At 59.9% G+C, this 13,446-nt stretch carries 11 protein-coding genes; 6 read left to right on the top strand and 5 right to left on the bottom strand.

All coding sequences use genetic code 11. The features are described 5' to 3' along the window. Positions 1 to 88: 88 nt before the first annotated feature. The 4 genes from CLV45_RS15970 to rsfS all read right to left on the bottom strand — a co-directional run bounded on the left by CLV45_RS15970 (position 89) and on the right by rsfS (position 4,246). A complete protein-coding gene (locus CLV45_RS15970) occupies positions 89 to 895 on the bottom strand; it encodes a UDP-2,3-diacylglucosamine diphosphatase (RefSeq protein ID WP_100337455.1) in 807 nt (268 codons plus the stop codon). After that, on the bottom strand, positions 870 to 1,523 hold the full coding sequence (locus CLV45_RS15965; protein ID WP_100337454.1) for a LutC/YkgG family protein: 654 nt from the start codon (positions 1,521 to 1,523) through the stop codon (positions 870 to 872). The genes CLV45_RS15970 and CLV45_RS15965 overlap by 26 nt, the downstream gene beginning before the upstream one ends. A 147-nt stretch (positions 1,524 to 1,670) precedes the next feature. Beyond that, positions 1,671 to 3,779: an ATP-dependent zinc metalloprotease FtsH gene (gene ftsH / locus CLV45_RS15960; RefSeq protein WP_100337453.1), complete on the bottom strand. Its 2,109-nt coding sequence runs from the start codon at positions 3,777 to 3,779 to the stop codon at positions 1,671 to 1,673. An 80-nt stretch (positions 3,780 to 3,859) separates the two neighbouring features. Beyond that, positions 3,860 to 4,246: a ribosome silencing factor gene (gene rsfS / locus CLV45_RS15955; protein ID WP_100337452.1), complete on the bottom strand. Its 387-nt coding sequence runs from the start codon at positions 4,244 to 4,246 to the stop codon at positions 3,860 to 3,862. Positions 4,247 to 4,338: 92 nt separating this feature from the next. Between rsfS and CLV45_RS15950 the strand changes: the two genes are divergently transcribed. From CLV45_RS15950 to CLV45_RS15925, 6 genes are all read left to right on the top strand, one after another. Next, positions 4,339 to 5,055, top strand: a complete 717-nt coding sequence (locus CLV45_RS15950; protein WP_245882890.1) for a biotin--[acetyl-CoA-carboxylase] ligase — start codon at positions 4,339 to 4,341, stop codon at positions 5,053 to 5,055. A 238-nt stretch (positions 5,056 to 5,293) separates the two neighbouring features. Then, positions 5,294 to 5,923 (top strand): T9SS type A sorting domain-containing protein, encoded by a 630-nt coding sequence (locus CLV45_RS15945; RefSeq protein WP_100337450.1) that lies wholly within the window; start codon positions 5,294 to 5,296, stop codon positions 5,921 to 5,923. A 158-nt stretch (positions 5,924 to 6,081) separates the two neighbouring features. Next, positions 6,082 to 9,069 (top strand): glycosyltransferase family 117 protein, encoded by a 2,988-nt coding sequence (locus tag CLV45_RS15940; RefSeq protein ID WP_100337449.1) that lies wholly within the window; start codon positions 6,082 to 6,084, stop codon positions 9,067 to 9,069. Between the two features lie 159 nt (positions 9,070 to 9,228). Continuing rightward, the gene (locus tag CLV45_RS15935; RefSeq protein WP_100337448.1) at positions 9,229 to 10,449 is read left to right on the top strand and encodes a GWxTD domain-containing protein; all 1,221 of its coding nucleotides are present in this window, start codon (positions 9,229 to 9,231) and stop codon (positions 10,447 to 10,449) included. Continuing rightward, on the top strand, positions 10,410 to 11,372 hold the full coding sequence (gene rlmB, locus CLV45_RS15930) for a 23S rRNA (guanosine(2251)-2'-O)-methyltransferase RlmB (protein ID WP_317045113.1): 963 nt from the start codon (positions 10,410 to 10,412) through the stop codon (positions 11,370 to 11,372). Before CLV45_RS15935 ends, rlmB begins: the two co-directional genes overlap by 40 nt. Before the next feature lie 196 nt (positions 11,373 to 11,568). Next, complete coding sequence (locus tag CLV45_RS15925) at positions 11,569 to 12,234, top strand: outer membrane beta-barrel protein (RefSeq protein ID WP_100337447.1); 666 nt, start codon at positions 11,569 to 11,571, stop codon at positions 12,232 to 12,234. A gap of 92 nt (positions 12,235 to 12,326) precedes the next feature. Here CLV45_RS15925 and CLV45_RS15920 read toward each other — a convergent pair whose 3' ends face one another. Further along, on the bottom strand, positions 12,327 to 13,418 hold the full coding sequence (locus CLV45_RS15920) for a mannose-1-phosphate guanylyltransferase (RefSeq protein ID WP_100337446.1): 1,092 nt from the start codon (positions 13,416 to 13,418) through the stop codon (positions 12,327 to 12,329). Positions 13,419 to 13,446 lie beyond the last annotated feature (28 nt).

Genomic DNA, 13,446 nt, shown 5'->3' with positions numbered 1-13,446 from the left:
CGAGAAATTAGAACTTAGAACCAAGCCCAAAATCAGCGGCCGTAGCCAGTGGCCCAACTCTAGGTGCTGAGGGTTGGGTTCTGCGTACTTACCTCTGAGTTCTAAGCTCTCCATTCTGCTCGAAGTGCCGCAGTGCCAGTTCATTCCCATCATATACGGCGTAGGAGCAATAATTGACCCATTCGCCCAGATTCACGTAGCGGCTCTGGGGCGTCACGGGCACGTTCAGCGGCAGGTGGCGGTGGCCAAACACGTAGTAGTCGTGGTGGTGCTGCTGCTCCAGCTCCCGGCAGTACACCAGCAGCCACTCGTCGTCGCCGAAGTACTTCTCGTCGGCGGCGCCGTTCTGGATGCGGCTGTGCTGGCTCCACTTGTTGGCCAGGCCGATGCCGAAGTTGGGGTGGAGCCGCGCAAACAGCCACTGGGCAATGGGCGAGGCAAAAATCCGCTTCAGTACCTTATAGGTGTAGTCCTTGGGCCCGAGCCCGTCGCCGTGCCCGATGTGAAACTCCTGCCCGCCGATGCGCTGACTGACCGGGTGGCGCAGAATCGGGATGTTGAGCTCTTTGGTGAAGTAGTCGAACATCCACATATCGTGGTTGCCGGTAAAAAACGTCACCGGAATACCCGCGTCAGTCAGTTCGGCCAGCTTGCCCTGCAGCCGGATAAAGCCGCGGGGAATGGCGTGGCGGTACTCAAACCAGAAGTCGAAAATGTCGCCGACGAGGTAAATAGCCGCGGCATCGTGGGAAACCTGGTCGAGCCAGCGCACGATTTTCCGCTCCCGCTCGGCTGAGCGGGCCGCATCGGGAGCACCAAGGTGAAAATCGGAGGCAAAATATACTTTGCGGCCGGGGGGCAGGGCAAGGTCAGGTAGTTGCTTCGGGCGCGTCATCCAGTAAAAACAACACGATGCTGCGCGGGCCATGAGCACCGAGCACCAACGTTTTTTCAATATCAGCCGTGCGGCTGGGGCCCGTCGTGAGCGAAATCATGGAGGGCAGCTTATTGTCGTAGCCATCCTGCACCCGCTTCAGGGCGTCGCCAATGTCGGGCACAATCTGGGAGGCGCGGGCCAGCACCAGGTGTTGGTCGGGGTAAATGCTGAGGCGTCGCCCGCTGGCTGTAGCCCCGCTCACCAGCACGCTGCCGGTGCGGGCCACCAGGGCCTCGCAGGTCGTCAGGCCGGCGTCGGCCTTCTGCAGCCAATCGGTTTCGTCCCCAATAAAGCCGATGCCGCCGGCGTGGAGCAGCTTTTTCAGCTCCGGCTCCCACACGTAAAGGTTGTCGAGGGCCTTATCCTTTTTGTAGGTGAAGAGTTGGTCGAAGAAATGCTCTTCCGACACGCAGTAATAGAAAACGCCCCCGGCCCGCACGAAGCTTTCGGCAAACGTGACGGCCAGATCATCGGCCGGGGCTGGGTGCAGGGGCTGGGTGAAGTCGGGGGCGGCGGGCTGGGGCGCGGGCTGCTGCAACGATTCGCGGATGCAGCGCAGGATGATGTCGCGGGAGGATTCGGCCATAGGTTTCACCAAGTAAGATAGGTGAGGAAGTAGTCAAAGATAGAAAGTCGCGCCGACTGGCAACAGCTGAGCCGCGGCCCGCCTCCACCAACAACAAAAAAGCCAGTCCGAAACGGGCTGGCTTTTTTGAAGACATACAGTATTTTCTTACACGTCGAGCGAGACGGTGCTGCCCGTGGGAATGTCGTTGCCGGCTTCGCGCGGCCGATTATCCAGACCCGGCAGGTCGTTTTCGGGCAGGTCGTTGCTCAGCGGCACCGGGTGCTCCTGCTTCCGCTCACTCAGCGTCTCGCTCCGGTCGGTGCCGGCCATGTGGGCCTGGTACGAGGTCTGGTTGTCATAGGGGCGCTTGCCCACCAGACGCTCCAGGTCTTCCTGCAGCAGCACTTCTTTTTCCAGCAGCTCCTTGGCAATTACCTCCAGCTCGTGGCGGCGCTCGGTGAGCAGCTCCTTGGTGCGGGTATAGGCGTTGTCGATGATGGTACGCACTTCCTCATCAATCATTTGCGACGTAGCCTCCGAATACGGCTTCGAGAAACCGTACTCGTTCTGACCTTTCGAGTCGTAGTACGAGATGTTGCCCAGCTTGGCATTCATGCCGTACATCGTTACGATGCTGTAGGCCATCTTCGTAATTCGCTCCAGGTCCGACAAGGCACCGGTCGAAATTTTGCCGAACACCAGCTCCTCGGCGGCGCGGCCACCCAGGGCCATGCACATTTCGTCGGTCAGCTGCTCGGTGTTGTAGAGGAACTGCTCCCGGGGCAGATACTGGGCGTAACCCAGCGCCGCCACCCCGCGGGGCACGATGCTCACTTTCACCAGCGGGTCGGCGTGCTCCAGGAACCAGCCGGCAATGGCGTGGCCCGCTTCGTGGTAGGCCACAATCCGCTTCTCGTTGGGCGAAATAATCTTGTTCTTCTTCTCCAAGCCCCCGATAACCCGGTCAACGGCATCGGTGAAGTCTTGCATGGTCACCATCTTTTTGTCGCGGCGGGCGGCAATCAGGGCGGCTTCGTTGCAGACGTTGGCAATTTCGGCGCCGGCAAAACCAGGCGTCTGAGCAGCCAGCTTGCGGGCATCCACATCGGGGCCCAAAGTCAAGGGCTTCAGGTGCACGTCGAAAATCTGGGTGCGGCCGTTGATGTCAGGTTTGTCGATGCTGATCTGCCGGTCGAAACGGCCGGGCCGCAGCAGCGCTGAGTCGAGCGTGTCGGGGCGGTTGGTAGCGGCCAGGATAATCACCCCGGAGTCGGTACCGAAGCCGTCCATTTCCACGAGCAGGGAGTTCAGGGTGTTTTCGCGCTCATCGTTGCCGCCGGGCACGTTGCCCCGGCTGCGGCTGCGGCCAATGGCATCAATTTCGTCGATAAAAATGATGCAGGGCGCCTTGGCTTTGGCTTGCTTGAACAAGTCCCGCACCCGGGCCGCACCTACGCCCACAAACATTTCCACGAAGTCGGAACCCGACAGGGAGAAGAAGGGTACATCGGCTTCACCAGCTACGGCTTTGGCCATCAGAGTTTTGCCCGTACCGGGAGGACCTACCAGCAAGGCGCCTTTGGGAATCTTGCCACCCAGGACGGTGAACTTCGAGGGGTTCTTCAGGAACTCCACGATTTCCTCCACTTCCTCTTTAGCTTCCTCCAGGCCGGCCACGTCCTTGAACGTCACCTTCACTTTATCGCCGCCTTCGAAAAGGGCAGCGCGGCTTTTACCGATATTGAAGATTTGACCACCAGGGCCACCGGCTCCGCTCATGCGGCGCATCAGGAACCAGAAGCCCACGAGCAAGAGCAGAATCATGCCCCAGCTGGTAATGTATTCCCCGTAACCAGTCTTGGTTTCGATGTTCAGGCCTACCTGCTGGGTGTCCGGCAGGGTAGCCTGCATCTTATCCAGGTCTTCCTTGAAGGTTTTACCATCGACTACGCGGAAGCTGTACTGGGGGCCGTTATCCGATAAGGGGCCCCGCTGCCGCAGTTCCTGGCTGTACTTGGCATTGTTGGCTGCCTCCGGCTTCAGGGCTACTTCCACCACCCGGTCGTTGACCAGGGTCACGTCTTTCACGTCGCCGGCCACCAGCATTTGCTTGAACTTCTGCTGGTTGATTTCAATGGTTGAACTGCTGCGGTTGATGAAGAGCATCCCAAAGATGAACACCACCAGCCCAGCCAGCACCCACATCTGCATACTCGGCCGGGGAGCCGGCGAGGGCAGCATTGGTTTTTTCTTTTTAGGGGTTGTATCTGGCATGAAAAGGAATTCTAAACGAAAAACAAAGGCGGAACCGCCGCCCACGCTAATTGTTAAGACGTACCAAAGCCGGTTTTACTTTAAACGGCTTCGGCTTCTTCGGTGATATATTTTATTTCGGCATCACCCCAGAGTTCCTCCAGCGCGTAGAACTGCCGCCGGTCACGCAGGAAGATGTGCACTACCACGTCGACGTAGTCGAGCAGCACCCACTCCCGGTTCATGCGGCCTTCCGTCTGCCAGGGGTTCTGACCGGTAAGCTTTTCAACTTCTTCTTCCACGGAACGCGCAATGGCGTCCAGTTGGGTATCGGAGGAAGCAGAGCAAATGATGAAATAATCCGCTACTGCGTTTTTAAGGTCCTTCAGATTGAGCACCACGATATCGGCCGCTTTTTTCTCCTGCATGCCGCGTACTACTACGTCTGCCAATCTGTCTGAATCCTGCCGAACCAGGGTACTTTTCATAGGGTATTATTAGGTTTGAACGCACAAAGTAAGAAAATCAGGTGGAGGCACTATCCCCCCAAACCCTCTTCACGGGCCAACAAATTGTTTGGTTGCCCGAATGCGCCTCGACAAACACCGAGGCACAGGCTCTTATTGTCAAAAACAGCGCCACCGATGGATGTACGGTCATAACCGACAAACAGACCGCTGGCCGGGGCCAGCGCGGCAACCGCTGGGAAGCCAGCCCGGGCGAAAACCTGACATTATCGGTTATCTGGCAGCCTACTTTCCTGGCGCCCACCGACCAGTTTCAGCTCAGCCAAGCCGTGGCGCTGGGCGTGCTCGACTGGGCCAAAGGCCTGCTGGGCCCCGATGCCGCCCTGCGTCTGAAGTGGCCGAACGACATTTATTACGGCGCCCAGAAGCTGGGGGGCATCCTGATTGAAAACGCCATAAGCGGCTCCAAGATTCAATATAGCATCGTCGGAATTGGGATAAATGTCAACCAGCGGGAATTTGGCATGCCCACGGCCACTTCCCTGGCCTGGCTCACGGGCCGGGCCTACCCGCTCAAAACGCTTATCACCCGCCTGCTCGAATGCCTGGAGCGGCGCTACCTGATGCTGCGCGCCGGGCGGGTGGCCGCCCTGCGCTTCGACTACCTGCAGGCCCTTTACCGCTACCAGGAACCCCACGACTACGAGGTGGATGGCCAAGCCGTACGGGGCCAGATTGTGGGCGTCGACGAAACGGGCCGGCTAATGGTTGAAATCAACCAGGAACTCAGAAGTTTCGGGCTCCAGGAAATTAAATATATACATAAATAGTTTGTCAGGCGGGCAACCCTTTTGCGGGTTGCTGCGAGTAGCCAGCCGAAAAGCATCCGCTGCGGTATTAAACCCGCCACCTCCCGCGGACTCTAATGGACTGGTCGCGACAGTCTGCTGGAACCCGGGACCGGTGCGAAAAATAAGGCACGGTGCTTGTCTTTAATGGTGGCAGAACGACCCTCCGGCGTCGTGCTACTGACCACCACCCGGTTCAGCTGCTTAAACCCTGATAACGATGAAAACTTCTACCCGTCTCTTTTTACTACTTGCGCTTCTGCTGGCTCAGTTCACTGCCTGGGCCGCTACGGTCACCATTACCGTGAGTGATTTTTCGTACTCGCCTAAGGAAGTTACCATCCGCCCCGGCGACGTGGTGGTATGGGAATGGGAAAGCGGCAGCCACCCGACGGCTTCGGACAACAGTGCCTGGCCCACGTTCCAGATGAACCCGAGCAACATTTCTAAGTCGATTACCTTTAATAATTCGGGCACGTTCAGCTACCACTGCACGGCCCACGCCTTCTTCGACAGCGGCACCAGCAAGTGGCAGGGCATGGTGGGTTCCATTACCGTGAGCCCGGCCCTGGGCACCGAAGCCCGCCTGGCGGCGCCCACCCTGAACGTGTATCCGAACCCGAGCAAGGGCATGGTGATGGTAAACCTGGCCCAGAAAGCCGGCGAAACCTACAAGCTGCGCTTCAGCAACATCATCGGCCGGGAAGTGCGCCAGATTGCCCTGAAGCCCGAAACGGCCACCGATGGCCTGGCCGTAAACCTGTCGGATTTGCCCGCCGGCGTGTACTTCTACAGCCTACTGGTCAACGACAAGGTGGTAAGCACCAAACGGTTGGTTTTGCAGAACTGAACTTTCTGCCCGTCCGCTTTTTTCTTGCAAGCAGCCAGGATTCCTGGCTGCTTTTTTTATGTCTGAAGCCGAATATAGCCGCCGGCAGGTGTCTGCCGGCGGCGTGCGGCGTGGCCAGATTTATTGCCTACTTTTGGCCCTTCTCTGATTAAACCAGTATGCGGAGTTACAAAAGCCTGAATAACCTAGTTGGCTGGCTCGTGTTTGCCATTGCCACCCTTACCTACCTGCTCACCCTAGAACCCACGGCCAGCTTCTGGGACTGCGGCGAATTCATTGCCTGCTCCTACAAGCTGCTGGTACCCCACCCTCCGGGAGCCCCTACTTTCCTGCTGCTGGGCCGCCTGTTCTCGCTCTTCTCCTTCGGCGACGTCACCAAGGTGTCGGTGCTGATTAATACGCTTTCGGCCCTGAGCAGCTCGTTTACCGTGCTGTTCCTGTTCTGGACCATCACCATGCTGGCCAAAAAGCTCGTGGTAGGCCGGCCCGGCATGCACGACGACCGCCACGTGGAGCCCACCGGCGGCCAGACCCTGCTGATTCTGGGCGCCGGCGTGGTGGGCGCCCTGGCCTTCGCCTTCTCCGACTCATTCTGGTTTAACGCCGTGGAGGCCGAGGTGTACGCCATGTCGGCCCTGTGCACGGCGGCCGTGGTTTGGATTATGCTCAAGTGGGAAAACCGCGCCGACGAGGCCGATTCCGACAAGTGGCTGATCCTGATTGCCTACGTTATTGGCCTCAGCATTGGCGTCCACTTGCTCAACCTGCTGGCAATTCCGGCCCTGGGCTTTATCTACTACTACCGCCGCCACCAGAACCCGACCATGTGGGGCGGCATTTTCACCCTGGTTATCAGCAGCGTGATTGTAGGCCTGATTCTGGCCGGCATTATTCCCGGCCTGCCCACGCTGGCCGGCGCCTTTGAGGTGTTCTTCGTGAACAGCATCGGCCTGCCCTTCAGCTCGGGCCTGATTTTCTTCCTGCTGCTGTTCGTGGCCCTGATCTGGTTTGGCTTCCGCTACTCGTTCAAAGCCCACAACCGCCTGATCAACACGGCCATGCTGAGCTTCGTGTTTATCCTGATCGGCTACTCGTCGTATCTGGTGGTGCCGATTCGCTCCAGCTATTTGCCCACCATCAACGAAAACGCGCCGAAGGACGTGCTGTCGTTTGTGAGCTACCTCAAGCGCGAGCAGTACGGCGACCGGCCTTTGCTCTACGGCCCGCAGTTCAACGCCGAGCCCATCGACCAGAAAGAAGGCGCCCCGCGCTACGTGCGTAAGGGCGACAAGTACGTAATTGCCGAGCGCCGCCTTGAAACCATTTACCGCGACGAGGACAAGATGCTGATTCCGCGCATCTACAGCCCCGCCCCCGAGCACATCTACAACTACAAGAAGTGGGTCGACATTCAGGAAGGCGTGAAGCCGACTATGGGTCAGAACCTCTCGTTCCTGTTCCGCTACCAAATGGGCCACATGTACTGGCGCTATTTCCTGTGGAACTACGTGGGCCGCGACAGTGACATCCAGCAGGCCGGCGTGGTGTGGCCGACCAGTGCCGGCAAAGCCGGCTTGCCCGAGCGGATTGCCAGCAGCCCGGCCCGCAACAATTTCTTCGCCATTCCGCTGATTATGGGCCTGATCGGCCTGTTCTTCCACGTGCGGCGCGACGGGCGCAACGCCCTGGTCATCGGCCTGTTGTTTGTGTTTACGGGCTTGGCCATCGTGTTTTACCTCAACCAGCCCCCGATTGAGCCCCGGGAGCGGGACTACACCTTCACGGGTGCCACCTACGCCTTTGCCATCTGGATTGGCCTGGGCGTGCTGGGCCTGGCCGACTTGCTGAAAGCGGTGCTCAAAGCCGATGGCGCCCGCGCCATTGCCGCCACGCTCGTGGGCCTGCTGGCCCCCGGTTTGATGGTGGCCCAGGGCTGGGACGACCACGACCGGTCGGACCGCTACAACTCGGTGGACTCGGCTAAAAACCTGCTGAACTCCTGCGCCCCGAACGCCATTCTGTTTACCAACGGCGACAACGACACCTTCCCGCTCTGGTACGCCCAGGAAGTGGAAGGCGTGCGGACCGACGTGCGCGTGGCCGTACTGAGCTACCTGAACACCGACTGGTACATTGACCAGATGAAGCGCCGCTCGTACTTGTCGCAGCCGCTGCCCATCTCGATGAACAGCGACAATTACGCCCAGGGGACCAACGACTACCTGCCCTACGTGGAAAACCCGGCGGTGCAGGAAGTCAACCTGCGCGAGTTTATTGGCCTCGTGGATCAGAACAGCCCCCTGCTGCAGGTACAGACCCAAAGCGGCCGGCCCCTGCTGTCCTTCCCGACCCGCAAATTCTACCTGCCCGTGGATACTGCCGCCGTGGAGGCCCTGGGCATTATTCCCAAGGACCGTCGCAAGCAGTTAGTAAGCCGCATGGAGTGGGACATGGGCAAAGGCGCCATTGAAAAGAAAAACCTGGTGATTCTGGACATGCTGGCTACCAATAACTGGAAGCGGCCGGTGTACTTCTCCAGCACGGTCAACTCGGCCGACTTTATGAACCTGCAGCCTTACTTCCAGCTCGAAGGCATGGCCTACCGGATTCTGCCCGCCAAAGACCCCAACTACGACCCGCGCGGCAACGAGGGCTACGTGGCCAAGGACCTCATGTTTGAAAACATGATGAAGAAGTTTGCCTTCCGCAACCTGGACCGGGCCGACATCTTCTACGACGAAAACAACCTGCGCTTCCCGGCCAACTACCGCGACAAGTTCTCCCGCCTGGCCGAAGCCTACCTCGCCGCCGGCGACAAAGCCACGGCCAAGCAGGTGCTGGATAAATGCTTCCAGGTGATGCCCGACAAGAGCATCCGCTACGACTACTACGTGCCCCAGTTTGTGGTGCCACTGATGCAGGTGGGTGAAAAAGCCCGGGCCAACGAAATCATGGATACCATGACCAACCGGGCCCAACAGTCGTTGGCCTACTACAGCAGCCACAACAATTCCCTGTTCGACATGGAAGTCCAAACCAATCTGCTGGCTTTGCAGAGCGTGTACCGGGCCGCCGAGGAAGTAGGCGACCAGGCCCGGGCCAAAAAAGCCGTGGATTTGCTCAACCAGTATTATCCCCGTCAATAAGGTGCGAGCCTCTTGAGACATCAGCAAAACAGCCGCCCTGCCCCGGGGCGGCTGTTTTTGTTTCGGCGGGCCGGGGCGCCGTATGGGGTAGCAATGGCCGCGCGAATGGCCCCGGCCCGGTTTTTGGCCGATATTGTGCTTGGTCAACGTTTCTCGTCTATGCCTGCTTTCGTCCGTTGCTTTTCCGTTGGTCTGCTCCTGCTGCTGGGCTTGGCACTTCACCCGCTGCGGGCCCAGCGGCGCGACTTTACCGGCCAGTACCAGCCTTTGCGCCGCATCCAGGTTGATACCCGCCGGGAGGGCGACAGTCTGCGCCTGTACCTGTACTTTCCCGACGGCAGCGTGCTGCAGCGGGGGCCATTGCAGGTAGCAGCTTGGGAAAACTACCAGGCCAAACGCCCGCTCTGGCGCATGACGGTGCCGCACCTGGCCCGGCGCACGCGGCAGGTGGAGTCGGCGGCCTGGGTGGAGTTTTGCGTGGCGGCGGCGGCTTTGCAGCCCGGGCAGGTGCTAAGTGCCAGCTGCGCCCCCGAAAATGAGGCCGATGCTGGCGACGCCGCCTGGCTCAACCTTAGCAAAGAACGCCTAGCCCGCCCCTTCCTGCTCACCGACTCCCTCGGCGACCCGCTGCTGCGCCGCTACGTGCATCGCGGGGAGCCTTTTCTACTTGACTGCTACGGTCCTGACAAGTCCGTAACAGCCAAGCGCTACGACGCCAGCTTTGTGGCTGCCCTGCCGCCCATGTCGACGGCCGGCGCCCCGGCCCAGCCCCGCAGGCTGCCCGCCCGCGACTCGCTTTTTTTCCGGGCCGGGCAGCGGCTAGTGTTAAATCAGCCGGGCCTGTACGCTCTGCGCGCGCTGGGCACCGCCGCGCCGGTGGGCCTGCTGGTGACGGATGAGGACTTCCCAGAGCTCAACACCGCCGACGAGCTGATTCAGCCCCTGATTTACCTGACCACCTCCGCCGAGCGCCAGGCCTTGCTCGGTGCCGAACAGCCTAAGCGGGCCGTCGACCAGTTTTGGCTGAAAGTAGCCGGCGGTAACCAAACCCAGGCCCGGCAGCTGATCCGGACGTATTACGGCCGGGTGGCGGCGGCCAACCAGCTCTTTACCGCCCACAAAGCCGGCTGGATGACGGACCGCGGCCTGCTCTACATCGTGCTGGGTGCTCCCGAAACGGTATACCGCACCGCCACCGAGGAGCAGTGGGTGTACCGCGGCACCCAGTCTGGCAGCACCACGTACACGTTCCGGCACAAACCCAGTACCTTTGCCCCCGAACACTATGAATTGGTGCGCCGGCCGGAGTATGAAATGCTGTGGTATGCCGCCGTTGAGCAATGGAGAAAAGGAACGACGACCGCCCGGAGCGGCCGCTGAATGAGCGGCGCACGTATTATAACAGCGAAAACCGCCCGGTAAGCCGCGAAGAGCGGGGCGGCCCCGACCGCCGCGAGTCCCGCGGTGGCGGCGAAGGCCGCGACTCGCGCGGTGGTGACTCCCGCAGCAGTGGCGACTTCAAGCCGCGCTACCCCCACAAGCCCGCCGCCGACCGCAGCATCGACATGCTGTTCGGGTTGCGCCCCATTCTGGAAGCCCTGACGGCGGGCCGGACCCTGGAAAAGATTTTTCTGCTGCGCGGCACCAAAAACAGCGTAACTCAGGAAATTACGGAACTGGCCAAAGCCGCCAACGTGCCCATGTCGCTGGTGCCCATTGAGAAGCTCAACGACCTGACCCGCAAAAACCACCAGGGCGCCGTAGCCTTCGTGTCGCCCATCGATTACCAGCCCCTCGACAGCATCCTGGCCGGCTTGTACGAGGAAGGCAAAACGCCCCTGCTGTTGCTGCTCGACCGAATTACGGACGTGCGCAACTTCGGCTCCATTGCCCGCAACGCCGAGTGTATGGGCGTGCACGCCATTGTGGTACCCAGCCGCGGCGCCGCCCAGATCAACGGCGACGCGCTGAAAACCTCGGCCGGCGCCCTGAACCTGATTCCGGTGTGCCGGGAGCCTAACCTGAAGGAAACCATTACGTTCCTGCAGCAGTCGGGTGTTACTATCATTGCCTGCACCGAGAAGTCGGATGCCAGCCTGGAAGCCGAAACCGTGGACATGACCGGCCCGGTAGCCGTGCTCATGGGCAGCGAGGAAGACGGCATCTCGCCCGAGTACCTCAAGCTGGCCGACCACAAGCTGCGCATCCCGATGGCCGGGCAGATTGGCTCCCTCAACGTGTCGGTGGCCAGCGGCATCATGCTGTTTGAAGTACTGCGCCAGCGCCTCAAAAGCGGGCAGTAAGGTCTTGCCTTTTGTTTTAAAAGCCTGCGAAACAAGCTGTTTTGCAGGCTTTTTGGCTTTCAGAATCAGCTGTTGGTAGTCAAATGGGAATGGCCCTAGCTGCGGCTTGCAACTTCCCAGCTTAGCGCCGGCTCTTACTTGTAGTTATGGGCGCATAGCCCGCCATTTTGCCAACCATTTTATTCGCCATTTTCTCATGCTGAAATTAACGCTGACTACGGCCTTGTTGACCGGCGTTTCCCTGGCAACTTACGCCCAGGATGAGCCCCACCGCTTCGAGGTAGGCCTGGAGGTCGTCAATTATTCTCCCTTTGCCAAGCAAGTCTACAACTACGCCAGCAACCAGCTCAACGACAAGGCCCACTGGGCGTCCGGCGCCGTGTTTCGCTACAACCTCGGACGCTTTAGTCTGCGCTCCGGCGTCAGCTACAACACGGGCACGAACAACACTGAGCCCAACAACTGCGCCGACTGCGCCGTGGGCAGCTCGACGGGCAAAGACTTGCGGCTACGGCTGGGCGGACAGTACTCGCCCTTGGTCAAAGCCCCGTGGCTGTACGTGTTCAGCGACTTTTACTACCGCCGCTTCACGTCCGAAGGCCGCTTTACCGGCGGCTTTTGCGGCTGCCTCGATACAGACGTAGAGGTGACGTCTGACGGAGTGGGCAACAGCACCGGCCTGGGAGTTAAAATTCGTACTTGGAAGCACTTTTACCTCAATCCCGAGGTGTATTATGACGTATTGCGGGCTCCCAACCACGTCAGCAGCGCCGACCGTAACTCGGGCAACCACTTTCAATACGACACCCGTACCAAGCAGCAAGCCCCGGCCATCCGCGTCAACGCCATTATAGCCTTCTGATCAGGCTCACGCTACCGTTCTGTTATAAACTGCAAGGGGCCCGCTGCATACGATGCAGCGGGCCCCTTGCAGTCTGGTTGGGTGGCAGGCGGCTAGTTGTAGCCCGTGCCCTTTTTCGATTTTACGTCGGCCACAAATTCCTTGACCCGCTGCTCTTCCGTGCGCTTGCAGATCAGTAGCACGTTGTCGTACTCGGCAATGATGTAGCCGTCGAGGCCCTGCACCACGACCAGACGCTCCGATGGGGTTTTGATGACGCACTCCCGCGTATCGTAGAGCAGCGCGTCGCCGTCTACCACGTTGTTGTCGGCGTCGTGTTGGCCCATGCGGTGCAGCGAGTCCCAGGTGCCCAGGTCGCTCCAGCCGAAGTCGGCGGGCAGCACGTACACGTTGTCGGCCTTTTCCATCACCCCGTAGTCGATGCTGATATTGCGGCAGCGGGTGTAGGCCTGGGCAATGAAGTCGGCTTCCTGGGCCGTACCCAGCTCACTGATGCCCTCGTCGAACACCTCGGCAATATCGCCCAGGTACTGGTGGAAGGCGTGAATAATCACGTCGGCGCGCCACACAAACAGGCCGGAATTCCACAGGAAGTCGCCGCTTTCCACGAACATGCGGGCCAGCTCCAGATTCGGCTTCTCGGTAAAGGTCTTCACCTTTTTCACGCCCTGGGGCAAGCCGCTCTTGCTGTCCTCGTCGATATACTGAATGTAGCCGTACCCAGTATCGGGGCGGGAGGGCTGAATGCCGAGCGTGAGCAGCACGTCGTGGTTTTCGGCCACGTCCACCGCCTGCCGGATGATGGTCCGGAACTCCTCCTCGCGCAGCACGGCGTGGTCGGCCGGCGTCACGATGATGGTAGCCGTGGGGTTGCGCTTGGCAATGCAGTAGCTGGCGTAGGCAATGCAGGGCGCAGTATTGCGGCCAATCGGCTCCCCCAGAATCTGGTTGGCCGCCAGCTCGGGCAGGTGCTGCTGCACCAGGTCCATGTAGTCGCGGTTGGTGACCACAAATACGTTTTCGGGCGGACAGATTTCCTTGAACCGGTCTACGGTGAGCTGGAGCATGGACCGGCCCACGCCCATCACGTCGTGAAACTGCTTGGGCAGATGAGTGCGGCTAAAAGGCCAGAAGCGGCTGCCAATACCACCGGCCATCACGACGAGGAACGTATTCTGATTCATCAGAAGAAGCTGATTAAAGTTTTGATAC

Source organism: Hymenobacter chitinivorans DSM 11115, assembly GCF_002797555.1.
GTDB classification, from domain to species: domain Bacteria; phylum Bacteroidota; class Bacteroidia; order Cytophagales; family Hymenobacteraceae; genus Hymenobacter; species Hymenobacter chitinivorans.
Note: the sequence above shows the minus strand (reverse complement) of the source record. Positions and strands in the feature narration are given on the sequence as shown.